This window comes from Streptomyces sp. M41, assembly GCF_043673425.1.
Classification (GTDB): Bacteria; Actinomycetota; Actinomycetes; order Streptomycetales; family Streptomycetaceae; genus Streptomyces.
In genome coordinates, this window is the sequence record NZ_JBIMKE010000030.1 from 47,912 (window position 1) to 70,003 (window position 22,092).

Consider the following 22,092-nt stretch of genomic DNA (forward strand, 5'->3'; position numbering starts at 1 on the left):
GGTCATGGGACGACGACCGAAAAGGACGAACGGCCATGACTGATGTGACGGAGCAGAACCGGGGGACGGAGGGCGAGAGCGCTCCCACCATGCGCAAGACGCAGGCGACGAGGCGGGGCGGGGGAGACCCGGGGTCCCGCGGTCGCACCACGATCGCGGACGGCGTCGTGGAGAAGATCGCCGGAATGGCGGCACGCGACGTGGACGGTGTGCACGCCATGGGCAGCGGCATCTCGCGGACCATCGGGGCCGTGCGCGACCGGGTGCCCGGCGGGACCACGAAGTCGGTGACCCGGGGAGTGAAGGCCGAGGTCGGCGAGGTACAGGCCGCGCTCGACCTCGAGATCGTCGTCGAGTACGGCGTGTCGATCGCCGATGTGTCGCGGGACGTGCGCGAGAACGTGATCACCGCCGTGGAGCGGATGACCGGTCTCGAAGTCGTCGAGGTCAACATCGCGGTGAGTGATGTGAAGCTGCCCGAGGAAGAGGAAGAAGAACCGGAGCGCCGGATCCAGTGACGCGCCGGCGTCCGGACGACGCAGCGGCCGGGGAGTTGCCGAGGAGCTGAGGAGCGCACCATGAGCATGGCCGTGGTCGGCATGATCGCCGGCATGGCATTGGGCTTCGCCGGGTATTTCGGCGGATTCGGCGCCTTTTTGCTGGTGGCGGCCCTGGGCGCCGTCGGCTTCGTCGTCGGGCGGTTCCTGGAGGGGGACTGGGAGCTCGGTGACTTCTTCCGCCACCGTGACGAACGGCGGCGGTGACGGCCGTGAGCGGTGGTGCCGCGGAGCTCCGCAAGCCGCCGCCCGCGGTCGCGGCGGGGGAGCGCGGGGCGACCTGGATCGCCGACCGGGTCGTCGCGAAGATCGCCTCCCAGGCCGCACGCGAGGCGGTGGGCAGGCTCGCGCGGGACGCCGACCGGCCCTACGCCAATGTCGTCGTGGCCCATGACACCGCCCGGGTCCGGGTTCACCTCGAACTCGACTACCCCACCGACATCGGCGCCCGCTGCGCGGCCGTGCGTCGGCACGTCACCGAGCGGGTAGTCGCGTTGGTGGGCATGGAAGTGCCGGAGGTCGTCGTGCATGTGGAGCGGCTGCACCCGGCGCCCGGGCAGGGCGCGGCACGGGGGAGGAGGACGCGATGAGCGAGTCCCAGGGCCCCGAGGGCACCACACAGCGACTGCCGGTCATCGAGAAGGAGACCGGACCCGAACCCCTCGACCAGTCGGCGTCGGCGGCGGACCAAGAGCCCCCGCCCGCCCTCGAGGACGAGCACGGCCGCGCCGGCCGCTTCTGGTCCGCCCGCCGGATCCCGGCCGCGCTCACGGCACTCGTGCTCTTCGTGGGCGCCGGCTTCTTCCTGTACGACATCGCCTCCGTACGCGCCGACCGCGCCGGCATGCGCTGGCGCCGGGAACTGGCCCACCAGCTCGCCACGCGCCCCCTGGACGACACATGGGTACTGCTCGGCGCGGGCGTCGCCGCCGCCCTCGGCCTGTGGCTGCTGGTCCTCGCCGTCACCCCGGGCCTGCGCTCGGTGCTGGCGATGCGGCGTACCCACCCCGATGTGCGCGCCGGGCTCGACCGCGACCTGGCCGCGCTGGTGCTGCGCGACCGGGCCATGGAGATCTCCGGTGTCCAGTCGGCACGGGTCCGGATGGGCCGGCGCCGGGCCGACGTGCGCGCCGTCTCGCACTTCCGCGACCTGGACGACGTACGCGCCGACCTCGACGTCACGCTCGCCGACGCGATCATGGGCCTGGGGCTGGCCCGCCCGCCGTCGCTGTCGGTGCGGGTACGGCGGGCCGGACGGAAGGGGTGAGGGCCGTGCCCAGGGTGCTCAACCGGGTGCTGATCGGGCTCGTCGGGCTGGTGCTGCTGGTGATCGGCGGTTCCGTCCTGGCCGTCGGGCTCGGCCTCGACCCCCCGTCCTGGTGGATCCACGACAGCCGGCACGACGTGCTGCTCAGCGATGCCGAGCGCACCCGCTGGCGGGACGAGGACTGGTGGTGGCCGGTCGTCATCGCCGTGCTGGCCGTCCTGGTCCTGCTGGCCCTGTGGTGGCTCGCCGCGAATCTGCGCCGTCGCCGCCTCACCGAGGTCCTGGTCGACACCGGCGACGGCGAGGGCGCGCTGCTGCGGGGCCGGGCCCTGGAGAGCGTCCTGACGAGCGAGGCGGCGAGGGCGGAGGGCGTCCAGCGCTCCCGGGCCCGTCTGACGGGACGGCGTCTCGCCCCCGAGGCCCGGGTGCGGCTCCGGCTGGAACCGCATGTGGACCCCGGGACGGCACTGGACGACCTCACCACACAGGCCCTGGCCCACGCCCGCGACTCGGCCGGCCTGGCCTCCCTGCCCACCGAGGTCCGGCTCAGGGGCGTCAAGCACGGGGCGGAGCGGGTCAGCTGAGGCGGCCTGATATGCGGCGGGACGTCGCGGACACGGCTGATGACGAGCCCCGTCCGTGGAGTCCGCCTGCCCACGACGGGACTTTGCCGACGCGCCCTAGAACCCGTGCCGGGCCCCGCCGTCCACCGACAGCATGACCCCGGTGACATAGGAGGCGGCCGGGGACAGCAGGAACGCCGCCGCGCGGCCGAACTCCTCCGGTGCGCCGTACCTCCGCAGCGGGATGCGGGACTCGGCGGCTGCCCGGGTCGCCTCGGGGTCGGCGGACAGCGCGTCGAGCTCGCGCACCCGGTCGGTGTCGATGCGCCCGGGGAGCAGTCCGACTACGCGGATGCCTCGGGGCCCCAGCTCGTCGGAGAGGGACTTCGCGAACCCGGCGAGCCCGGGGCGCAGCCCGTTCGAGATCGTCAGTCCCGGGATCGGCTCGTGCACCGACCCGGAGAGCACGAACCCGATGACACCGCCCGACTCGAGCTCCGCCGCCGCGGCCCGCGCGAGCCGTACCGCGCCGAGGAACACCGACTCGAACGCCGCCTGCCACTGCTCGTCGGTGCTGTCGGCGACGAAACCGGGCGCCGGCCCGCCGACGCTGATGAACACGCCGTGGAAGCCGCCGAAGTGCGCACGGGCGGCCTCGATCAGCTGCCCGGCCGCCCGCGGATCGGCGTTGTCCACGGCCATCCCGACCGCGTTCGGGCCCAGTGCGGCCGCCGCGTCGGTGACGCTCTTCTCGTCCCGTCCGGTGATGATCACCTTCGCGCCGTCGGCCACGAGCTCACGCGCCGCCGCGTTGCCCAGTCCGCGCGTGGCGCCGGTGACGACGTACACCCGGTCCTTCAATCCAAGATCCATGGCCCCTATCCTGCCCGGTCGCCCCCGAACAGGGCGAGGGCGGTGTTCACCAGGCCGATGTGGCTGAACGCCTGCGGGAAGTTGCCGAGCCCGCGCTCGGCGACGGGGTCGTACTCCTCCGACAGCAGCCCCACGTCGTTGGTGAGCGCCACCAGCCGTTCGAACAGCTCCCTGGCCTCCTGGGTACGGCCCGTCATGTGCAGCGCGTCCGCGAGCCAGAACGAGCAGACCAGGAACGTGCCCTCGCCGCCCGGCAGCCCGTCGACGGTTTTCCCGTCCGCGCTGTAGCGGCGCAGCAAGCCGTGCTGGCCGAGCTCGGCGCGGATCGCGTCGATCGTGCCGACGACGCGTGGATCGTCGGGCGGCAGAAAGCCCACGCGCGGGATGAGCAGCAGCGCGGCGTCCAGCTCACGGGAGCCGTAGGACTGGGTGAAGGTGTTCCGCTCGGCGTCGTAGCCCTTCTCGCACACCTCGCGGTGCACGTCGGCGCGCAGCTCCCGCCACGCGTCGAGATCGCCGTCCAGCTGGGGGTTCCGCTCCAGGGTGCGTACGGCCCGGTCCGCGGCCACCCACACCATCACCTTCGAGTGCACGAAGTGCCGGCGGCCCCCGCGCACCTCCCACAACCCCTCGTCGGGCTGCTGCCACTGGGTCCGCAGCCAGTCCACGAGGGCGGTCTGGATCGCCCAGATCTGCGGCTTGGCGGACAGACCCGCTTCCCGGGCCAGCGCGAGGGTGTCCATCACCTCGCCGTACACGTCCAACTGAAGCTGCCGTACGGCGTCGTTGCCGATGCGTACGGGGGTGGAGCCGCCGTATCCGGACAGCCAGGGCACCTCGAACTCGGGCAGCCGTCGCTCACCCGCCAGGCCGTACATGATCTGGAGGTCGGCCGGGTCGCCGGCGACCGCGCGCAGCAGCCAGTTGCGCCATGCCTCGGCCTCCTCCTGGTAGCCGGCCGCCAGCAGCGCGTTCAGGGTGAGGGTGGAGTCACGCACCCAGCAGTAGCGGTAGTCCCAGTTGCGCACGCCGCCCAGTTCCTCGGGGAGGGAGGTGGTGGGGGCCGCGACGATGCCGCCGGTCGGACGGTAGGTGAGGGCCTTGAGCGTGATCAGGGAGCGGACGACCTCATCCCGGTACGGGCCGTCGTAGGTACAGCGCCCCGCCCACTTGCGCCAGTCCCGGACGGCGGCGTGCAGCGCCTCGTACGGGTCGATGAGCGGCGGGCGCGGCTCGTGAGAGGGGTGCCAGGTGAGGACGAACGCGACCTTCTCGCCCTCCTCGACGGTGAACTCCGAGTGCGTTCCGTACTTCTCGCCCCAGGTGTGCACCTCCGGCTCGCTGCGCAGCCACACCGAGTCCGGTCCGGCCACGGCCACCCGGTGTCCGTCGGACCGGCGCACCCACGGGACGATCGAGCCGTAGTCGAAGCGCAGCCGCAGATCGCTGTGCACGGTGACCCGGCCGCGGACGCCCTCGACGACGCGCACCAGGTCGGGGGCGCGGTCGCGTTGCGGCATCAGGTCGGTGACGCGGATCGCGCCCTCGTCGGTCTCCCATTCGGTGTCCAGCACCAAAGTGTCCGGGCGGTAGGCACGCCGGGTGCAGGCGCCCTGCGCGTCCTTGGGGGCGATGCGCCAGTAGCCGTTCTCCTCGTCGCCGAGGAGCCGGGCGAAGCAGGCGGCGGAGTCGAAGCGGGGCAGACACAACCAGTCGACGGATCCGTCCGTGCCGACCAGGGCAGCCGTCTGCTCGTCGCCGATAAGGGCGTAGTCCTCGATACGCGGGTGCACGAAGTGCGGGTTCCCTGCGGGCCGGTGGGCCAATCCGGGGTGTGGCCGGAGTGACACACCCGCCGGGAGTCGGTGCCGGAGAAGATCACGCCGGGAGCCGCCGGGAGCCGCCGGGAGCCGCCGGGAGCCGCCGGGGCCCGGTCGAGCCCCACGGTTCGGTCAGCGTGGCCGGGGCGAACACGACCATGACGAGTACGGCGAGATCAGCCGGCGTCGGCGCTCCCCGCGTCGGCGTTACCTGTGTCGGCGGTCGCCGAGCGCCGTCCGGCAGGCGCCGAGCGCCGGCTGCCCCGCGCCGGCGAGCGCGCCGCGGCCCTCCCGCAGGTCCCGCTGGTGAGGTCCGCGCGTTGCGACGCGACCCGGCCGCGTGTCGGTGCGTCATGAACTCCCGCGGCGAGATCGCTACACAGCGGCCGGGGCCGACTCCGATTCCTCCGGCGCGGCGGCGGCCTCTGCGCGCTCCCTCGCCTCGCGGCGGGCCAGCACGAACCAGCCGAGGGGGACGGCCGCAGCGAACAGCCACCACTGGATGGCGTACGCGTAGTTCAGCGGGGCGTTCTCGTCGTCGGGCCTGCCGATCAACTCCGGGAGGTCGCCCTTCGGCTTCGGTGTCGTCAGCGCGATGTAGCCGCCGAGCACGCGGGCGTCGAGGCGGCCGGCCTCCTGCTCGCTGTTGATCAGCATGACCTGGCGCTCGGGGAGGCCCTTGAGGTTCTTGATGCCGCTCGCCTCGGTCGTCTCGTCCGGCATCAGCCGCCCGGTGACTGTGACCCGGCCGGCCGGCGGGGCGGGAATCTTGGGGAACGCCGTCTGGCTCGGGCCGTCGGCGGGGATCCAGCCGCGGTTGACCAGCAGTACCTTGCCGTCCGTCAGGACGAAGGGGGTCAGCACATGGAAGCCGACCTCTTCGTCGGCGTTCACGCGCCGCCGGACGACCTGTTCCCGGTCGGTGTCGAAGTGGCCCTCGGCGGTGACGGTGCGGTACCGCTGCTGTGTGGTGACGGTATGCCCAGGGGAGGTCAGCTTCTCCACGGGCACCGGCTTCGCGCCCAGCGCGTCCGCCACCAGCTGGTTGCGGGCGTCACGCTCCTCGTAGCGGTGAAGCTGCCAGAAGCCCAGCCGGATCATCGTGGGGATGAGGAGCAGGGCGACCAGCGTGAGGATCACCCACTGCCGGGACAACAGGAAGCGGTACACCCCACGACCGTACAACTCGGTCGTGGGGTGCCTTCACCCGGGTACCGGGTCAACCGGGTCACACCTTGTCGACGATCCCGGCCTTTCCCTCGGCGCGGGCGCAGTGCGCGCCGCAGTACCACTGACCGTCGACCTCGACGCCCTGCCCGATGATCTGGACCCGGCAGTGCTCGCAGATCGGGGCCATGCGGTGGATCGCGCAGGAGAAGCAGTCGAAGACGTGTACCGCGCCCTGCGCGTGCACCTCGAAGGTCATTCCGTAGTCATTTCCGCAAACTTCACATGTCGCCATGCGCCACAGGGTGAGCCGTCACCGCGGTCCGGGCGAGGGGGCTCCGGGCGAGTCGCGCCGCAATCACCCGTCCGTACGGTCACTGCTGCGATGCCGGCTCCACGTCCCGCAGGAGCTGCCCGAACGCGGCCTCGTCGACCACCGGCGTCCCGTACTGCCGGGCCTTGACCACTTTCGACGTGCTCGAGTCCGGGTCGTTCGTGACGAGCAGGCTGGTCAGCCGGGACAGGCTCGTCGCCACATGGAGCCCGGCCTCGATCGCCCGGTCCTCCAGCAGGTCGCGCTCGATCGAGGTGTCCCCGGAGAAGGCGATCCGCATGCCCTGCTTGAGCCTCCCGCCCTCCTCGTAGCGCCCCGGGTTGGGGTAGGGGCAGGCGGGCCGTTTGCGGGACGGCCGCCAACTGGTCGGCCGGTAGCTGCTGTAGGCGCTGTAGCCGCCGCGACCGCCGGCCTGCTGTCCGATCCGGGGCGCGGATGTGTCCCGCCACTCGGTCAGCGGCAGGCACTCCTGGAGCGGCAGCCGCACCCTGCCCGCCGCCGCGGCCCGCAGGCTGGGCCGGAACGCCTCCGCCAGCACGCGCGCGTCGTCCAGCGCGTGGTGCGCGCGCTGCTGGATCACACCGAAGTGCGCGGCCAGCGACTCCAGCTTGTGGTTGGGCAGCGGCAGGCCGAGCTCCTTGGACAGCGCGATGGTGCACAGCCGCTGGCGCACCGGGGCCTCGCGCTCCGCGCGCGCGTACTCCCGGGCGATCATCTGCCAGTCGAAGACGGCGTTGTGCGCGACGAGCACCCGGCTGTCCAGCCGGGCCGAGAACTCTTCGGCGATGTCCGTGAAGAGGGGAGCGCCTTCCAGTGCCTCGCTCGTCAGACCGTGGATCCAGACCGGGCCCGGGTCCCGCTCCGGATTGACCAGCGTGTACCAGTGGTCCTCGACCTCGCCGAGCGCGTCCAGCCGATAGACGGCCGCGGAGATTATCCGGTCGTCCCGGGCCAGGCCGGTGGTCTCCACGTCAACGACCGCGTATCCCTGGGGATACGCGGTCGGCCACGCTGTGGGGGAGGACGCTGCGGCAGTACGGTCTTCGAGCATGGTCACTGAGGATACGGGCCGGCACTGACAGTCCTGACCGTCAGGTGCCTTGCCCCGCCAGCCTGTTCGAGGCCTGCGAACGCCAGGACGCCAACCGGGCTCCGCCCACGGGCCGTTGCCCGCATCCGCCCGCGACGCCCCGCACCCAGAAGCGTCGATTATCCGGGATGTCCCCTGTGGTGCGATCCTCCGCATGTGACCCAACCCACGGATGACGAGGCCCACGGCGGCACGCTGGGCGGACGGCTGAACTGGCTGCGTGCCGCCGTGCTCGGGGCGAACGACGGCATCGTGTCGACCGCCGGGCTCGTGGTCGGCGTGGCCGGCGCGACGGACGACCGCTCGGCCCTGCTGACGGCGGGACTGGCCGGGCTGCTCGCCGGTTCGATGTCGATGGCGGCGGGCGAGTACGTCTCGGTCTCCACACAGCGCGACTCGGAGCGGGCCGCGTTGGCCGCCGAGCGGCGGCAGTTGCGGGAGCGGCCGGAGGCGGAGCTTCGGGAGCTGGCCCAGATGCTCGAACGCCGAGGGCTCTCGCAGGACGTGGCCCTGGAGGCGGCCGTCCAGCTGACGGAACGTGACGCGCTGCGGGCGCACGCGCGCGTGGAGCTCGGTATCGACCCGGACGACCTGACCAACCCCTGGCACGCGGCGTGGGCGAGTTTCCTGGCGTTCACGGCCGGGGCGCTGCTCCCGCTGCTCGCGATCGTGCTGCCGGCCGCGGAATGGCGGCTGGCGGTCACCGTGGCCTCCGTCCTGGCCGCGCTCGCCCTGACCGGTTTCTCGAGCGCCCGCCTCGGCGCGGCTGCCCCGCCCCGCGCGGTGCTGCGCAACGTGGCCGGGGGCGCGCTGGCCATGGGCGTCACCTATGCGGCCGGATCACTGCTGGACGCGGCCGGGGCGTAGGCCCCCGTAGGGACCGGGCTCACCAGCGGATCGGCAGCGGCAGCGCCGTGAGCAGCCCCGACAGCGCGACCACCGCGCCCAACGCGACGACCTCCGCGCGCGCGGGGGAGCAGGCGCTCAGCGGGTCGGCGGCCCGGCTCAACCGGATCCGCGCCCACAGCGCGAGCCCGGCCACGGCGACCACCAGGAGCACCTTGGCCAGCAGGGCCCGCCCGTACGCGGTCTCCGTCAGCTGCTGAAGGATCGTGTCCGAGGGCATCCGGCGCAGCGAACTCCACACACCGGTCGCTGTGATGGCGGCGAGCAGAACGGCCGCCACGCGCGCGTAGAGGCCCAGCAGCGCCGCGCCCGCCTCCCTGTCGCCGGGACCGCGCAGGATCCGCAGCGCGTACAGCAGGCCGCCCACCCACAGTGAGGCACAGGTCAGGTGCACCAGCGTCAGCCCGGAGCCGAGCAGCGGGCTGTACTCGGTCGTCGGGTGCGCTCGCAGTGCCTCGGCGCACACGATCGCCGCCAGGGGCCAGACCTGGGCGGCGGGGCGGCGCGAGAGGGCGCACAGCCCCGCCGCGGCGAAGGCGTTGACCTCCAGCAGGGCGAGCCTGCCGTCGCGCGACCCGTACAAGCCGCCGATGTCGAGGTCGGAGGGGCTGTCCGGCACGAGGTTGCCCGTGGACACGACCGAGGCGAGAGCGAGGGCGGCGACGAAACCGGCGGCTGCCGCGTGCGGCGCCCAACTGCGCGGCAGGACAAGGGTGGTGCTGCCGGGCAGGGAACGGGCCAGTCGGCGCACGAACAGCTCGCCCAGCGGGACGCACAGGGCCGCGAACAGCACCGTGCGCAGCAGCGCGATGCCACCGGTGCCGGGCGCGGCGGCCTCCCCGGTGCCGTGCAGCGCGGCGGACGGCCCGAGCAGCGGTATGAGCGCCGCCGCCCCCACCAGGACGAGGACGGCGACGGCGGGACCGACACCGGGGCGGGATTCCGGCACACTCCCGTCGGACCCGGCGAGGGAGGGTTTCGTCAACGTCACCTCAAGATCATCACAAGCCGTCACAGAACAGGCAAGTACAGGTAAGTAACGGAAAACAAGGGGTGTACGGCATTCCGCCCGTAGGTACGCGGAGCGCGACCAGGGTGCTCACCCCCCGGCCGCGAGGCTCGGCTCGACCCCGAGGCTCCAGGCCACGAGGGCCCCGGCTCGCCCCATCCGCACCCAGACCCCGGGCGCCCGCGCCCAGTCCACGGCCCCCCCGGGGAATGACACCGGCGGCAAGGCGCGCCGCAGCCGCCCGAGCGGGCCGTCCGCTCGGCGAGCCAGGCATCGGGCCCCTCGTACGCCGGGGTGCCCTCCGGATCGCCGCCCGACCGGATCCCGTCCGTCAGCCACCGGGCCGTACGGGCCGCGGCGACAGCCACACGCACCGGCCGTACCCGGGCTCCTGCCGCTCGGTCAGCGCCCGCAGCACGGCCGCCCCCGGCAGATGGCCCGTCCCGTGGTCAAGGGCCTGCGCGGGCGGCGCGCCGGGTCGCCGGGCCGGGCCGTCGGCCGTGGCGCCCGCGATCGCGGCGGCACCGGCGGCGGCGTCCACAAGGCTGTCGAAGCCGCGCTGCCCACCCCACGGCCCGCACCACCACTATGCCGACAGCTGTGTCACGATCCTGGCCGAGCGGCGGCCGTCCAGCTTCGCCGAGCGTTTCCCGAAGCCCGTGTCGGCGTGCTGGTCGGGGAGTTCGGGGTACCGCGGCGGGTCCACGCGCAGGAGGTCCGCGGCCGGCAGCGCCGACGTGCGGGTGGCGACGGGTCCCGCGATGACCCGCGTCAGGTCCAGTACGCGTACTCCGGCGGCGGGCGGCACGGGGAGCCGCCGAGCGACGGCAGCGTTCGCGCGCGTGCCTCTGTTCGACGGGCACGCGCGCGTGCCTCGTCGAACCGTCCGTGCCCGCCGACCGGCCGGCGGGCCACCGCGGCGGTCTGCTGGTGGGCCGCCCGCCCCTCGGGCGTACCCAGCGCCACGGCCGGCCCGCCGGCCGTATACACGGCCTCCTCGACCTCGTGTGCCGACCGCACGGCGTCGTCGGACGCGACGGCGTCCGGCCGGGTCCTCCTTCGGCAGGTCCAGGGCGGCGGGCAGCCGGGCCCGGTGATGCGGGTGGTTCGCATGCGTGCGCACCCAGCCGTCCGCCGGTCGCCAGAAGGCGACAAAGGCGCGAAGGAGATCGGCGCGTGTCCGTCGACCGCAGATGCCGTTCGCTCGTGAACGCCGTGGCGTCGCCCCGTCGCCCCGTCGCCCCGTCGCCCCGTCGCCCCGTCGTCCAGCCGCACCTCCGGCACCTGCGCGAGCCCGGCCCGTCGCGCGCCCAGCTCGGCCGCGGTCGACGCGCACGCACCGACGCAGGCGCGCGCCGCGGGCCAACTCCCGTACCGGAAGGCGTGCTTCGAGAGCGCCCGTCCTTCCGTCACTCACCATCGAGACGGTCGAGAGGCCGGGCGGTAACGCCCGCCCGGCCCGAGCACGCTCAGAACCCGCGCGTCACTCGACCGCGTCCAGCGCGTCCACGACGCCGAACCCGTAGAACCCGTTGAGCCGCTTGCCGCCCTCGCACACCGCGTTCGGTGTGCCGTCACCGTCCGGGTCGTAGGACTCGGGGCAGCCCGGGTTGTCGGCCTGCGCCATCAGCAGCGCCTTCAGCTGCGCGGGAGTCGCGTGCGGGTGCCGGGACTTCAGCAGCGCGGCGACGCCCGAGGCGTGCGGGGCGGCCATCGAGGTGCCCTGGAGGAAGCCGTACTTGCCATCCGGGAGGGTGGACAGGATGCGGCCGTTCTTCGACGGGGTGTCCGGGATCTGGTAGAGCCGGTCGCCGCCCGGCGCCGCGAGGTCCACCACGCCGTAACCGTACGAGGAGTAGTACGACTTGACGTTCCGCACGCCCGTCGCGCCGACCGTGACGACACCCGGCAGCTGCGTCGGTACGTCGAAGCACTCGTGCGGGTCGACGGTGCGCTCGACCGGCGTCGAGTCGTCCGGGCTGCTGTCGTCGACGAGCGCGTCGGAGTCCAGGTCGTGGTTGGAGTTGCCGGACGACGCGAGGTTGAGCGTGCCCTTGCGCTGGGCATACAGCTGCGCCCTGTTGACCGCGTCGACGATGGCCCGCTGGTCCGGCTGATCCATGCAGTTGTACAGCCATGGGTCGACGTAGTAGCTGTTGTTCGTGATCTCGACGCCGTGATCGGCGGCGAACACGAAGGCGCAGACCACGCTTTCGGGGTAGTAGAGGCCGTTGACCGGGTCGCTCACCTTGATGGCGGAGACTTTGACGCCGGGGGCGACACCGGCGATGCCGACGCCGTTGCGGGGCGCGGCGATCTCGCCCGCCACATGGGTGCCGTGGCCGATGTCGGAGGTGTACGGCCGCCAGGCGCCGGCACGGGTGTCCGCCTTGCCGCCCGCGCAGTTCGCGGACTGGGCGGCGGAGAAGTTCGGCGCCAGGTCCGGGTGGGTGTCGTCGACGCCGTTGTCGATCACGGCGACGGTCACCTTCCGGCTCCCCGGGGCGATGCCGGCGGCCCGGTCTGCGCCGATCGCGCGCAGATTCCACTGATCGGCCTCGAGGGGCTCCGCTCCCGCCTTCGCGGTGCTCGCCGTCTTCGCGGCCTGCTGGGCCGTCAGGGGCTGGACGGGCCCCTCGTCGGTGGCCCCGGCGGCGGACAAGGGCGCCGTACGCGTCGCACCCGCCGACTGGACCCCGCGCACCGCGCGCATGGTCTCGGCGAAGCCGGGGTTCGCGGAGTGGACGACGATCACGCCGATCTTCCGGTACGTGACGACGACCGTGCCGTCGGCCGCGGTGATCGCCTCGGTCACCGACTCGATCGTGCGGCGGTCCGTCCCGGTGTTGACGACGTATGCCAGGCGCGGCGCGTCCGCCGTCCGCGCGACGGGCTCCGTGAGCGGCTCCGCGGGCGGCGCCGCCGCCGAGGCCACCGTCGGCAGCATGCCGAGCGAGGCGGTCAACGACAGCGCGAGGGGTACGGCGAGACCGAGCCTGCGTCTGAACCGCAGATGAGCCATGGGATCTCCACATCATCCGGACGGGCACCGCCCGGAGCGCGGGTGGGCGCACGGGCAGGTACATGACGAGTGGTGCAGGGTGAAGCTATCCCTGAACCTCCCGCCCAGCAATCGCTGATCCGGGCGACTTCGGAAAGACGGGCGGGCGGTTGAACCGGTCCTCGCGTGGCGCCGTGACGTTGGACAGGAGGCGCGAGCACGATCGAGCCCCCCTTTTGGATCACGCACCAGGGCCCTACCATCGCCACCCGGCTCAAGTGATCCACGTCACCACAAGGAACAGAGCCGTCCATGTCCGTACCCGACGAGTCCGTACCCGACCAGTCCGTACCCGACGAGTCCGTACCCGACCAGCCGCCGACCCCCGCACCGCCCTCCGTCCCAATCCCAACCCCCACCCACACCCCCACCCGCGCACCGTCCCCGTCCACCGTCGCAACAGCGCCCGCAACGCGAGGAGACTCCGTGGCAACCGACGCACCGCCCCCCTCGAAAGAGACACGCAAACTCCCCTCCACCGAGGAGTTCACCGAGGTGCAGCAGAGCGCGGAGTTCGCCGAACTGCGCCGCTCCTACCGCTCCTTCGCCTTTCCGCTGACCGTCGCCTTCATCGTCTGGTACCTGCTGTACGTCCTGCTCTCGAACTACGCGGGCGACTTCATGGGCACCAAACTGTTCGGCAACATCAACATCGCGTTCGTCTTCGGTATCGCCCAGTTCATCACCACGTTCCTCATCGCCTGGTGGTACGCGCGGCACGCAGGCGCCAAGCTCGACCCCAAGGCCGAGGCCATCAAGACCCGTATGGAGGGCGGCGCATGAGCCCCGCGATGACCCAGGTCCAGCTCGCCGCGAACGAGGCCAGCGAGCACCGGCCGCTGATCATCACCCTGTTCGCGCTCTTCGTGGTCGCGACCCTGTTCATCACCGTCTGGGCGGGCCGCCAGACCAAGGACGCCGCCGACTTCTACGCGGGCGGCCGGTCCTTCAGCGCCTTCCAGAACGGCCTCGCCGTCTCCGGCGACTACATGTCCGCCGCGTCCTTCCTCGGCATCGCCGGCGCCATCGCCCTCTTCGGCTACGACGGTTTCCTGTACTCCATCGGCTTCCTGGTCGCCTGGCTGGTCGCGCTGCTCCTGGTGGCCGAACCCCTGCGGAACTCCGGCCGCTACACCATGGGTGACGTCCTCGCGTACCGCATGCGCCAGCGCCCGGTGCGCACGGCGGCCGGTACCTCCACGATCGTCGTGTCGATCTTCTACCTGCTCGCCCAGATGGCGGGCGCCGGTGTGCTGGTCTCGCTGCTGCTCGGCATCACCTCCGACGCGGGCAAGATCCTCATCGTCGGTCTCGTCGGCGTCCTGATGATCGTGTACGTCTCCATCGGCGGCATGAAGGGCACCACCTGGGTCCAGATGGTCAAGGCCGTGCTGCTCATCGGCGGCACGATCCTGATTACGTTCCTGGTGCTGCTGAAGTTCAACTTCAACATCTCCGATCTGCTCGGCAAGGCCGCCGAGAACAGCGGCAAGGGCGCCGCATTCCTGGAGCCCGGCCTCCAGTACGGCGCCACCGGCACCTCCAAACTGGACTTCATCTCCCTCGGCATCGCCCTGGTCCTGGGCACCGCCGGTCTGCCGCACATCCTGATCCGCTTCTACACGGTGCCCAACGCCAAGGCCGCCCGTAAGTCCGTGAACTGGGCCATCGGCATCATCGGCGGCTTCTACCTGATGACCATCGCCCTCGGCTTCGGCGCCGCCGCGTTGATCTCCCAGGAGGAGATCATCACCTCCAACCCGTCCGGCAACACGGCCGCACCCTTGCTCGCCCTGCATCTGGGCGGCGTGGACTCGGCCTGGGGCGCGATCCTGCTCGCCACCATCTCCGCGGTGGCCTTCGCGACGATCCTCGCGGTCGTGGCCGGTCTCACGCTGGCCTCGTCCTCGTCGTTCGCCCACGACATCTACGCGAACGTCATCAGGAAGGGTCAGGCCACCGAGAAGGAGGAGGTCCGGGCGGCCCGCCTCGCCACCATCGGCATCGGCGCCGTCTCCATCCTCCTCGGCGCCCTCGCCCGCGATCTGAACGTCGCCGGTCTGGTCGCCCTGGCCTTCGCGGTCGCCGCCTCCGCCAACCTGCCGACGATCCTCTACAGCCTCTTCTGGAAGCGGTTCACCACCCAGGGCGCGCTGTGGTCGATCTACGGCGGTCTGATCGTCGCCGTCGGCCTGGTGCTGTTCTCGCCGGTCGTCTCCGGCGACCCGAAGGCGATGTTCCCGGACGTCGACTTCGCCTGGTTCCCGCTGAAGAACCCGGGCATCATCTCCATCCCGTTCGGCTTCCTCATGGGCTGGCTCGGCACGGTCCTGTCCAAGGAGGAGCCCGACGCCGGCAAGTACGCGGAGCTGGAGGTCCGGTCCCTGACCGGCACCGGCGCCCACTGAGCACGACTGAGCACGAGTGGGCACGGCTGAGCACGACCGAGCACGGCCTCTCGGCTGAGCACAGCCCCTCGGCGGTCGCGTCGTAGGTCTCTACGACGCGACCGCGTCCTACGTCGTGGGATCGGGCTCTGTTGTTGTCAGTGCGTTCACGTAGGCTCACAGGTGACGGAAAAGAAGTGCTCCGTGACGAGGGAGGGGGCCCAGTGCTCATCGACACCTACGGCCGGGTGGCCACCGACCTGAGGGTTTCCCTCACCGACCGCTGCAACCTGCGGTGCACGTACTGCATGCCCGAGGAGGGGCTGCAGTGGCTGGCCAAGCCCGACCTGCTCACGGACGACGAGATCGTCCGCCTGATCGACATAGCCGTCACCTCCCTCGGTATCGAGGAGGTCCGCTTCACCGGCGGCGAGCCCCTGCTGCGCCCCGGACTGGTCGGCATAGTCGAGCGGGTCGGGGCCCTGGAACCGCGCCCGCAGATGTCCCTGACGACGAACGGCATCGGCCTCAAGCGCACCGCGACCGCCCTGAAGGCGGCGGGCCTCGACCGGGTCAACGTCTCCCTGGACACCCTGCGCCCGGACGTCTTCAAGACCCTCACCCGCCGGGACCGCCACAAGGACGTCATCGAGGGCCTGGAGGCCGCCCGCGAGGCCGGCCTCACCCCCGTCAAGGTCAACTCGGTCCTGATGCCCGGACTGAACGACGACGAGGCCCCCGACCTCCTCGCCTGGGCCGTCGAGCACGACTACGAACTGCGCTTCATCGAGCAGATGCCCCTGGACGCCCAGCACGGCTGGAAGCGCGACGGCATGATCACCGCCGGCGACATCCTGACCTCCCTGCGCACCCGCTTCGAGCTGACCCCCGAGGGCGCGGAGAAGCGCGGCTCGGCCCCGGCCGAGCGCTGGGTGGTGGACGGCGGCCCGCATGTGGTCGGTGTCATCGCCTCGGTCACCCGTCCGTTCTGCTCCGCCTGCGACCGCACCCGTCTGACGGCCGACGGCCAGGTGCGCACGTGCCTGTTCGCGACGGAGGAGACGGACCTGCGCGCGGCCCTGCGCTCGGGCGCCCCCGACGAGGAGATCGCCCGCATCTGGCGCCTGGCGATGTGGGGCAAGAAGGCCGGCGCGGGCCTGGACGACCCGACGTTCGTGCAGCCGGACCGGCCGATGTCAGCCATCGGCGGCTGACGACGCCTCTTCCCACTCCGTCAGCAGGACGACGTCCTTCAAGAACCCCCGCACCCCGAGGAACTGCGACAGATGCTCGCGGTGCTCCTCACAGGCCAGCCAGGTCTTGCGTCGCTCCGGCGTATGGATCTTCGGGTTGTTCCACGCCAGCACCCACACGGCGTCGGCACGGCAGCCCTTTGCGGAACAGATGGGCGTCTCGGCACTCACGAATTCGTCTCACAATTTGGCGCACAAAAGGCGACGCCGAGCAGCCACGGGGGGAGCTGCCCGGCGTCGGTCCATCGCTCCGACGGGGGATGCGGAGCGTCCACGAAGTATGTCACGGGTAGCCCGTCCCCCGGCACCGGAACAACACTATTGATCTGAGCTTTTCCTGAGCTTGGCGCGGAGTCGCCTGCGGAGGACCCGCCTCCGCACGATCACGTGCCGTCGCCTGGTTTGCGTTGTCCGCCGGGCGCGGAGTCACCCACGACATCTTCCGGACCGGATTCCGCGAAACCGTCGTTCGTCCGCGGCGGCGAGATCATCGGCCGCGTCGGCGCCGTCACGAAAGTCGACGGCAGCGACGGCGCATTCTCCCGCCCCGCGTTGGCGATCACCACAGCGATGTAGGGCAGGACCGCGCCGAGCACCAACGCCACGATGGCGACATGCCGTTCGACGTTCCACAGTGAGGCCGCGAGGATCACCGACACCGTACGGATCGACATCGAGATGACGTACCGGCGCTGCCGGGCCCGCACATCGTCCTGGAGGCCCGCCCGGGCGCCGGTGATCCGGAACACCTGGCCGTTGCCCTCGCCATGCAGCTTCCGCATCACATTCCACCATCCGCCCGCATCGGACTCTCCCCCTGCCCGCACCCGTCCGCCCCCGGTGGAGGGGCCGGGCCGCGACACCTCCCACGGTACGCCCCGCCTGCGTCGCCTACGAGACCGGGGCCCCTGCCACCTGGGGGAACGGCGTCAGCCGTAGCGCGGACGGCCGCACCCGGCATGCGGCGTACCGGGGCCGGACGGAAACTGGGCGTAATGCTCACCTTGAGCCGTACGAGGAGGCAGCCATGGGCTGGTTGTGGGCGATCATCGTGGGTTTCGTGCTGGGCCTGCTCGCCAAGGCGATCATCCCGGGCAAGCAGCACAGCCCTCTCTGGCTGACCACCATCTTCGGCATGCTGGGCGCCGTCGTCGGCAATGCCGTCGCCCGCGGGTTCGGCGTCGAGGAGACCAGCGGCATCGACTGGAGCCGCCACATCTTCCAGGTCGTCGCCGCGGTGATCATCGTGTACGCGGGCGACATGCTGTACATGGCGACGCTGGGCAAACGAAAGCAGCGGACCTGAAACCGGGGTGACGAAGGGGCAGCCTCCTTCTCAGGAAGCCGCCCCTTCGCCGAGCCCCGGCCGGGTCCCGCGGGTCGTCCAGGTCCGAGGACCGCTCAGACGCCCGTGACCTCGACCGCCGCCAGGTTCTTCTTGCCCCGGCGCAGCACCAGCCACCGTCCGTGCAGCAGGTCCTCCTTCGCCGGAACCGCGTCCTCGCCGGCGACCTTCACGTTGTTCACGTAGGCGCCGCCCTCCTTGACGGTGCGCCGCGCGGCCGACTTGCTGGCCACCAGGCCGACCTCGGCGAAGAGGTCGACGACCGGGCCGAGCTGCTCGACCCGGATGTGCGGCACCTCGGACAGGGCCGCGGCCAGCGTCCGGTCGTCCAGCTCCGCCAGCTCGCCCTGGCCGAAGAGGGCCTTGGACGCGGCGATCACGGCGGCCGTCTGGTCGGCGCCGTGCACCAGCGTCGTCAGCTCCTCGGCCAGCGCACGCTGTGCGGCGCGGGCCTGCGGACGCTCCGCGGTCTGCCGCTCCAGCTCCTCCAACTCCGCACGGGACCGGAAGGACAGGATGCGCATGTAGGTGGAGACGTCCCGGTCGTCCGCGTTCAGCCAGAACTGGTAGAACGCGTACGGCGTCGTCATCTCCGGGTCGAGCCAGATGGCGCCGCCCTCGGTCTTGCCGAACTTGGTGCCGTCCGCCTTGGTCATCAGCGGCGTCGCCAGGGCGTGCACATTCGCGTGCGGCTCCAGCCGGTGGATCAGGTCCAGACCGGCCGTGAGGTTGCCCCACTGGTCGCTGCCGCCCTGCTGGAGCGTGCAGCCGTGCCGCCGGTACAGCTCCAGGAAGTCCATGCCCTGGAGCAGCTGGTAGCTGAACTCCGTGTAGCTGATGCCCTCTTCGGACTGGAGCCGGCGGGCGACCGAGTCCTTGGTGAGCATCTTGTTGACGCGGAAGTGCTTGCCGATGTCCCGCAGGAACTCGATGGCCGACAGACCGGCCGTCCAGTCCAGGTTGTTCACCATCGTGGCGGCGTTGTCGCCCTCGAAGGACAGGAAGGGCTCGATCTGCGCGCGCAGCCGGTTCACCCAGTTCGCGACCGTCTCCGGGTCGTTCAGCGTGCGCTCGGCCGTCGGGCGCGGGTCGCCGATCTGGCCCGTCGCGCCGCCGACCAGCGCCAGTGGGCGCAGGCCCGCCTGCTGGAGGCGGCGCATGGTGAGCACCTGGACCAGGTGACCGACGTGCAGGCTGGCCGCGGTCGGGTCGAAGCCGCAATAGAACGTGACGGGACCGTCCGCGAGCGCCTTGCGCAATGCGTCCTCGTCAGTGGACAGGGCGATCACGCCGCGCCACTTCAGCTCGTCGACGATGTCCGTCACGGTTCTCGTGTCTCCTTGAAGATCCTCGGGCAGTCGGGTGACAGCCGCCTACGAGGTTATACGCCCTGACTGACAGAGCTCATGTTGAAATCGGGGATGCGCAGCGCCGGCATGGCCGCCCTGGTGAACCAGTCGCTCCACTCCCTCGGCAGCGTCTTCTCGGTACGCCCCGCCTCCGTCGCCCGCCCCAGCAGCCCCACCGGCGACTCGTTGAACCGGAAGTTGTTGACCTCGCCGGTCACCTCACCGTTCTCGACCAGGTAGACGCCGTCCCGGGTCAGCCCGGTGAGCAGCAGCGTCGCCGGGTCGACCTCGCGGATGTACCACAGGCAGGTCAGCAGCAGCCCCCGCTCGGTGTTCGCGACCATCTCCTCCAGCGAGCGGTCCTCGCCGCCGTCCAGGATCAGGTTGTCGGCACCCGGCGCCACCGGAAGACCGGTCAGCCCGGCGCTGTGGCGAGTGGTCATGAGGTGCCGCAGTTCGCCCTCGCGCATCCACTCGGTGGCCGCGAGCGGCAGCCCGTTGTCGAACACCGACTGGTCGCCGCCGGAGGAGTGCGCGATCACGAAGGGGGCGGACTCCAGACCCGGCTCGTTCGGGTCGCTGCGCAGGGTCAGCGGCAGCCCGGTCAGCCGCTCACCCACGCGCGTGCTGCCACCGGGCTTGGAGAACACCGTGCGGCCCTCGACCGCGTCCCGCCCGGACGCCGACCACATCTGGTAGATCAGCAGGTCGGCCACGGCGGTCGGCGGCAGCAGCGTCTCGTACCGGCCCGCCGGCAGCTCCAGGCGCCGCTCCGCCCAGCCGAGGCGTACGGCCAGCTCGGCGTCCAGCGCCGTCGGATCGACGTCCTTGAAGTCCCGCGTGGAACGCCCCGCCCAGGCCGAGCGGGTGCGGTCCGGGGACTTGGCGTTCAACTCCAGCGTGCCGTTGGGCTGGTCGTGCCGCAGCCGCAGCCCCGTGGACGTGCCCACATACGTCGAGACCAGCTCATGGTTGGCGAAGCCGTACAGCTCCCGCCCGCCCGCACGCGCGCGTGCGAACGCCTCACCGAGCGCCGGGGCGAAGTCGGCGAACACGGTGGACGACGTCTCGGCCGGGGCGTCCGTGAAGTCCGGCGACGCCGGTACGCCCGTCACCAGCGGCTGCGCGTCCTCGGCGGGCCCGGCCCCGCGCGCGGCGGCCTCGGCGGCCCGCACCAGCGGCTCCAGCTCGTCGGCGGTCACCGCGGACCGGGAGACGACGCCGGAGGCGGTGCCCTCCTTGCCGTCGACGGTCGCGACGACGGTGAGCGTCCGCCCGCGCGTGACGCCGTTCGTGGTCAGCGCGTTGCCGGCCCAGCGCAGGTTGGCGGTCGACTGCTCGTCGGCGATGACGACACACCCGTCCGCCCGCGACAGCTCCAGGGCCCGCTCGACGATCTCGTGCGGCTTGTTGGTACGGGCGCTCATCGACCGGCCTCCTGCGTCGTGTTCAGAATGTTGACTCCCTTGAAGAGGGCCGACGGACAGCCGTGCGAGACCGCCGCGACCTGCCCCGGCTGCGCCTTGCCGCAGTTGAAGGCGCCGCCCAGGACATACGTCTGTGGGCCACCGACGGCTGCCATCGAGCCCCAGAAGTCCGTGGTCGTCGCCTGGTAGGCCACGTCTCTCAGCTGCCCGGTGATCCGCCCGTTCTCGATCTTGAAGAACCGCTGCCCGGTGAACTGGAAGTTGTAGCGCTGCATGTCGATCGACCAGGACCGGTCGCCTACGACATAGATCCCACGGTCCACGCTCCCGATCAGATCCTCGGTCGACATCCCGGCCGGATCCGGCTGGAGCGACACATTGGCCATGCGCTGCACCGGCACATGTCCGGGGGAGTCGGCGAACGCGCACCCGTTGGACCGCTCGAAGCCGGTCAGCTTCGCGATCCGCCGGTCCAGCTGGTAGCCGACGAGGGTGCCGTTCTTCACCAGGTCCCAGGACTGGCCCTCGACGCCCTCGTCGTCGTAGCCGATGGTCGCGAGGCCGTGCTCGGCGGTGCGGTCACCGGTGACGTTCATCAGGTCGGAGCCGTACCTGAGCTTGCCGAGCTGGTCGAAGGTGGCGAAGGAGGTGCCGGCGTAAGCCGCCTCGTAGCCGAGGGCGCGGTCCAGTTCGGTGGCGTGGCCGATCGACTCGTGGATCGTCAGCCACAGGTTGGACGGGTCGACGACCAGGTCGTACGGCCCCGCCTGCACGCTCGGCGCCCGCATCTTCTCGGCGAGCAGCTCCGGAAGCTGCGCCAGCTCGGACTCCCAGTCCCAGCCGGTGCCCGTCAGATACTCCCAGCCGCGTCCGACGGGCGGCGCGATCGTGCGCATGGAGTCGAACTCGCCGCTGGACTCGTCCACTGACACGGCGGTCAGCTGCGGGTGCAGCCGTACGCGCTGCTGCGTGGTCACGGTCCCGGCGGTGTCGGCGTAGAACTTGTTCTCATGGACGGTGAGCAGCGAGGCGTCGACGTGATCGACTCCGTTCGCCGCGAGCAGCCGCGCGCTCCAGTCGGCGAGCAGCGCGGACTTCTCCTCGTCGGGCACCGTGAAGGGATCGGTCTCGTACGACGAGATCCACGTCTTGTCGGTGTGCACCGGCTCGTCGGCCAGCTCGACCCGCTCGTCCGACCCGGCGGCCTTGATGACCTGCGCGGACAGCTTCGCCATCGCCACCGCCTGCGAGGCGACCTTGGCGGCGGCGTCCAGCGTCAGGTCCACCCCGGACGCGAAACCCCAGGTACCGCCATGCACCACCCGCACCGCGTACCCGAGGTCGGTGGTGTCCGACGACCCGGCGAGCCTGGCGTCCCGCAGCCGCCAGGACGCGCTGCGCACCCGCTCGAACCGGAAGTCCGCGTGCTCGGCGCCCAGCGCACGCGCGCGTGCCAGCGCCGCGTCGGCCAGAGGGCGTAGCGGAAGCGCCGTGAAGGCTTCATCGATCGTATGGGGCACGGAAGGTCCTCCTGCTGTCGTGGCCGGTGGCACCGATCATGTCGCGCGGGCAGGGCGGCGGACCACACGTTTCCGGCTGGAGTCCGTATCTTTCTGTAGGGACCCGACAGTGACTCCCGTGTGCCACTGTCGGTGCCCGAATGTCCGGGCGCGGGACGGGACCG

At 71.6% G+C, this 22,092-nt stretch carries 25 protein-coding genes; 10 read left to right on the forward strand and 15 right to left on the reverse strand.

Annotated features, from left to right (window positions below; translation table 11 throughout):
• Positions 1-35 precede the first annotated feature (35 nt).
• The 5 genes from ACHBTE_RS29015 to amaP are packed head-to-tail and all read left to right on the forward strand — an operon-like array spanning position 36 to position 2,408.
• A complete protein-coding gene (locus ACHBTE_RS29015) occupies positions 36-518 on the forward strand; it encodes an Asp23/Gls24 family envelope stress response protein (protein ID WP_394727392.1) in 483 nt (160 codons plus the stop codon).
• A 60-nt stretch (positions 519-578) separates the two neighbouring features.
• A complete protein-coding gene (locus ACHBTE_RS29020) occupies positions 579-764 on the forward strand; it encodes a hypothetical protein (protein WP_394727394.1) in 186 nt (61 codons plus the stop codon).
• Positions 761-1,147 (forward strand): hypothetical protein, encoded by a 387-nt coding sequence (locus ACHBTE_RS29025; RefSeq protein ID WP_394727396.1) that lies wholly within the window; start codon positions 761-763, stop codon positions 1,145-1,147. The genes ACHBTE_RS29020 and ACHBTE_RS29025 overlap by 4 nt, the downstream gene beginning before the upstream one ends.
• The gene (locus tag ACHBTE_RS29030; protein WP_394727397.1) at positions 1,144-1,824 is read left to right on the forward strand and encodes a DUF6286 domain-containing protein; all 681 of its coding nucleotides are present in this window, start codon (positions 1,144-1,146) and stop codon (positions 1,822-1,824) included. The genes ACHBTE_RS29025 and ACHBTE_RS29030 overlap by 4 nt, the downstream gene beginning before the upstream one ends.
• The gene (amaP, locus tag ACHBTE_RS29035) at positions 1,821-2,408 is read left to right on the forward strand and encodes an alkaline shock response membrane anchor protein AmaP (RefSeq protein WP_394727398.1); all 588 of its coding nucleotides are present in this window, start codon (positions 1,821-1,823) and stop codon (positions 2,406-2,408) included. The genes ACHBTE_RS29030 and amaP overlap by 4 nt, the downstream gene beginning before the upstream one ends.
• A 96-nt stretch (positions 2,409-2,504) precedes the next feature.
• Here amaP and ACHBTE_RS29040 read toward each other — a convergent pair whose 3' ends face one another.
• From ACHBTE_RS29040 to ACHBTE_RS29060, 5 genes are all read right to left on the reverse strand, one after another.
• Entirely contained in the window at positions 2,505-3,260 is a 756-nt protein-coding gene (locus tag ACHBTE_RS29040) for an SDR family oxidoreductase (protein ID WP_394727400.1), read from the reverse strand.
• 5 nt (positions 3,261-3,265) lie between these two features.
• Positions 3,266-5,053: a glycoside hydrolase family 15 protein gene (locus ACHBTE_RS29045; RefSeq protein WP_394727402.1), complete on the reverse strand. Its 1,788-nt coding sequence runs from the start codon at positions 5,051-5,053 to the stop codon at positions 3,266-3,268.
• 402 nt (positions 5,054-5,455) lie between these two features.
• A complete protein-coding gene (locus tag ACHBTE_RS29050; protein ID WP_394727404.1) occupies positions 5,456-6,250 on the reverse strand; it encodes an SURF1 family protein in 795 nt (264 codons plus the stop codon).
• A gap of 58 nt (positions 6,251-6,308) precedes the next feature.
• A complete protein-coding gene (locus tag ACHBTE_RS29055; RefSeq protein ID WP_361343434.1) occupies positions 6,309-6,542 on the reverse strand; it encodes a hypothetical protein in 234 nt (77 codons plus the stop codon).
• Positions 6,543-6,621: 79 nt separating this feature from the next.
• Complete coding sequence (locus ACHBTE_RS29060) at positions 6,622-7,632, reverse strand: DEDDh family exonuclease (protein WP_394727406.1); 1,011 nt, start codon at positions 7,630-7,632, stop codon at positions 6,622-6,624.
• A 195-nt stretch (positions 7,633-7,827) separates the two neighbouring features.
• Here ACHBTE_RS29060 and ACHBTE_RS29065 point away from each other — a divergent pair, with 195 nt between their 5' ends.
• Entirely contained in the window at positions 7,828-8,538 is a 711-nt protein-coding gene (locus ACHBTE_RS29065; protein ID WP_394727408.1) for a VIT family protein, read from the forward strand.
• Positions 8,539-8,557: 19 nt separating this feature from the next.
• Here the strand turns inward: ACHBTE_RS29065 and ACHBTE_RS29070 are convergent, their stop codons facing one another.
• The 5 genes from ACHBTE_RS29070 to ACHBTE_RS29090 all read right to left on the reverse strand — a co-directional run bounded on the left by ACHBTE_RS29070 (position 8,558) and on the right by ACHBTE_RS29090 (position 12,608).
• Entirely contained in the window at positions 8,558-9,568 is a 1,011-nt protein-coding gene (locus ACHBTE_RS29070; protein ID WP_394727410.1) for a CopD family protein, read from the reverse strand.
• Positions 9,569-9,917: 349 nt separating this feature from the next.
• Positions 9,918-10,127: a hypothetical protein gene (locus ACHBTE_RS29075; protein WP_394727412.1), complete on the reverse strand. Its 210-nt coding sequence runs from the start codon at positions 10,125-10,127 to the stop codon at positions 9,918-9,920.
• 45 nt (positions 10,128-10,172) lie between these two features.
• On the reverse strand, positions 10,173-10,394 hold the full coding sequence (locus tag ACHBTE_RS29080; protein WP_394727414.1) for a hypothetical protein: 222 nt from the start codon (positions 10,392-10,394) through the stop codon (positions 10,173-10,175).
• Positions 10,358-10,699 (reverse strand): hypothetical protein, encoded by a 342-nt coding sequence (locus ACHBTE_RS29085; protein ID WP_394727416.1) that lies wholly within the window; start codon positions 10,697-10,699, stop codon positions 10,358-10,360. Before ACHBTE_RS29085 ends, ACHBTE_RS29080 begins: the two co-directional genes overlap by 37 nt.
• Positions 10,700-11,069: 370 nt before the next feature.
• On the reverse strand, positions 11,070-12,608 hold the full coding sequence (locus tag ACHBTE_RS29090; RefSeq protein ID WP_394727418.1) for a S8 family serine peptidase: 1,539 nt from the start codon (positions 12,606-12,608) through the stop codon (positions 11,070-11,072).
• A 465-nt stretch (positions 12,609-13,073) separates the two neighbouring features.
• Here ACHBTE_RS29090 and ACHBTE_RS29095 point away from each other — a divergent pair, with 465 nt between their 5' ends.
• The 3 genes from ACHBTE_RS29095 (at position 13,074) to moaA (ending at position 16,248) form a co-directional block, all read left to right on the forward strand.
• Positions 13,074-13,430, forward strand: a complete 357-nt coding sequence (locus tag ACHBTE_RS29095; protein WP_394727420.1) for a DUF485 domain-containing protein — start codon at positions 13,074-13,076, stop codon at positions 13,428-13,430.
• On the forward strand, positions 13,427-15,055 hold the full coding sequence (locus ACHBTE_RS29100) for a cation acetate symporter (RefSeq protein ID WP_394727422.1): 1,629 nt from the start codon (positions 13,427-13,429) through the stop codon (positions 15,053-15,055). Before ACHBTE_RS29095 ends, ACHBTE_RS29100 begins: the two co-directional genes overlap by 4 nt.
• Before the next feature lie 203 nt (positions 15,056-15,258).
• Positions 15,259-16,248, forward strand: coding sequence for a GTP 3',8-cyclase MoaA (moaA, locus tag ACHBTE_RS29105; RefSeq protein WP_394727424.1), 990 nt, complete (start codon positions 15,259-15,261; stop codon positions 16,246-16,248).
• On the opposite strand, the gene ACHBTE_RS29110 is transcribed toward moaA, so the two are convergent.
• Both ACHBTE_RS29110 and ACHBTE_RS29115 read right to left on the reverse strand, forming a co-directional pair.
• Complete coding sequence (locus ACHBTE_RS29110) at positions 16,231-16,458, reverse strand: hypothetical protein (RefSeq protein ID WP_394727426.1); 228 nt, start codon at positions 16,456-16,458, stop codon at positions 16,231-16,233. The genes moaA and ACHBTE_RS29110 overlap by 18 nt on opposite strands.
• A gap of 212 nt (positions 16,459-16,670) precedes the next feature.
• Entirely contained in the window at positions 16,671-17,069 is a 399-nt protein-coding gene (locus ACHBTE_RS29115; RefSeq protein ID WP_394727428.1) for a DUF3099 domain-containing protein, read from the reverse strand.
• A gap of 245 nt (positions 17,070-17,314) precedes the next feature.
• Between ACHBTE_RS29115 and ACHBTE_RS29120 the strand changes: the two genes are divergently transcribed.
• Positions 17,315-17,593, forward strand: a complete 279-nt coding sequence (locus tag ACHBTE_RS29120) for a GlsB/YeaQ/YmgE family stress response membrane protein (protein WP_394727430.1) — start codon at positions 17,315-17,317, stop codon at positions 17,591-17,593.
• A gap of 95 nt (positions 17,594-17,688) precedes the next feature.
• Here ACHBTE_RS29120 and tyrS read toward each other — a convergent pair whose 3' ends face one another.
• The 3 genes from tyrS to ACHBTE_RS29135 are packed head-to-tail and all read right to left on the reverse strand — an operon-like array spanning position 17,689 to position 21,928.
• Positions 17,689-18,957, reverse strand: coding sequence for a tyrosine--tRNA ligase (gene tyrS / locus ACHBTE_RS29125; protein ID WP_394727432.1), 1,269 nt, complete (start codon positions 18,955-18,957; stop codon positions 17,689-17,691).
• A gap of 56 nt (positions 18,958-19,013) precedes the next feature.
• Positions 19,014-20,408, reverse strand: a complete 1,395-nt coding sequence (locus tag ACHBTE_RS29130; protein WP_394727434.1) for a metallopeptidase TldD-related protein — start codon at positions 20,406-20,408, stop codon at positions 19,014-19,016.
• Positions 20,405-21,928 carry a TldD/PmbA family protein gene (locus tag ACHBTE_RS29135; protein WP_394727436.1) on the reverse strand — a complete coding sequence of 508 codons (1,524 nt, stop codon included), beginning with the start codon at positions 21,926-21,928 and terminating at the stop codon, positions 20,405-20,407. The genes ACHBTE_RS29130 and ACHBTE_RS29135 overlap by 4 nt, the downstream gene beginning before the upstream one ends.
• Between the last annotated feature and the right edge of the window lie 164 nt (positions 21,929-22,092).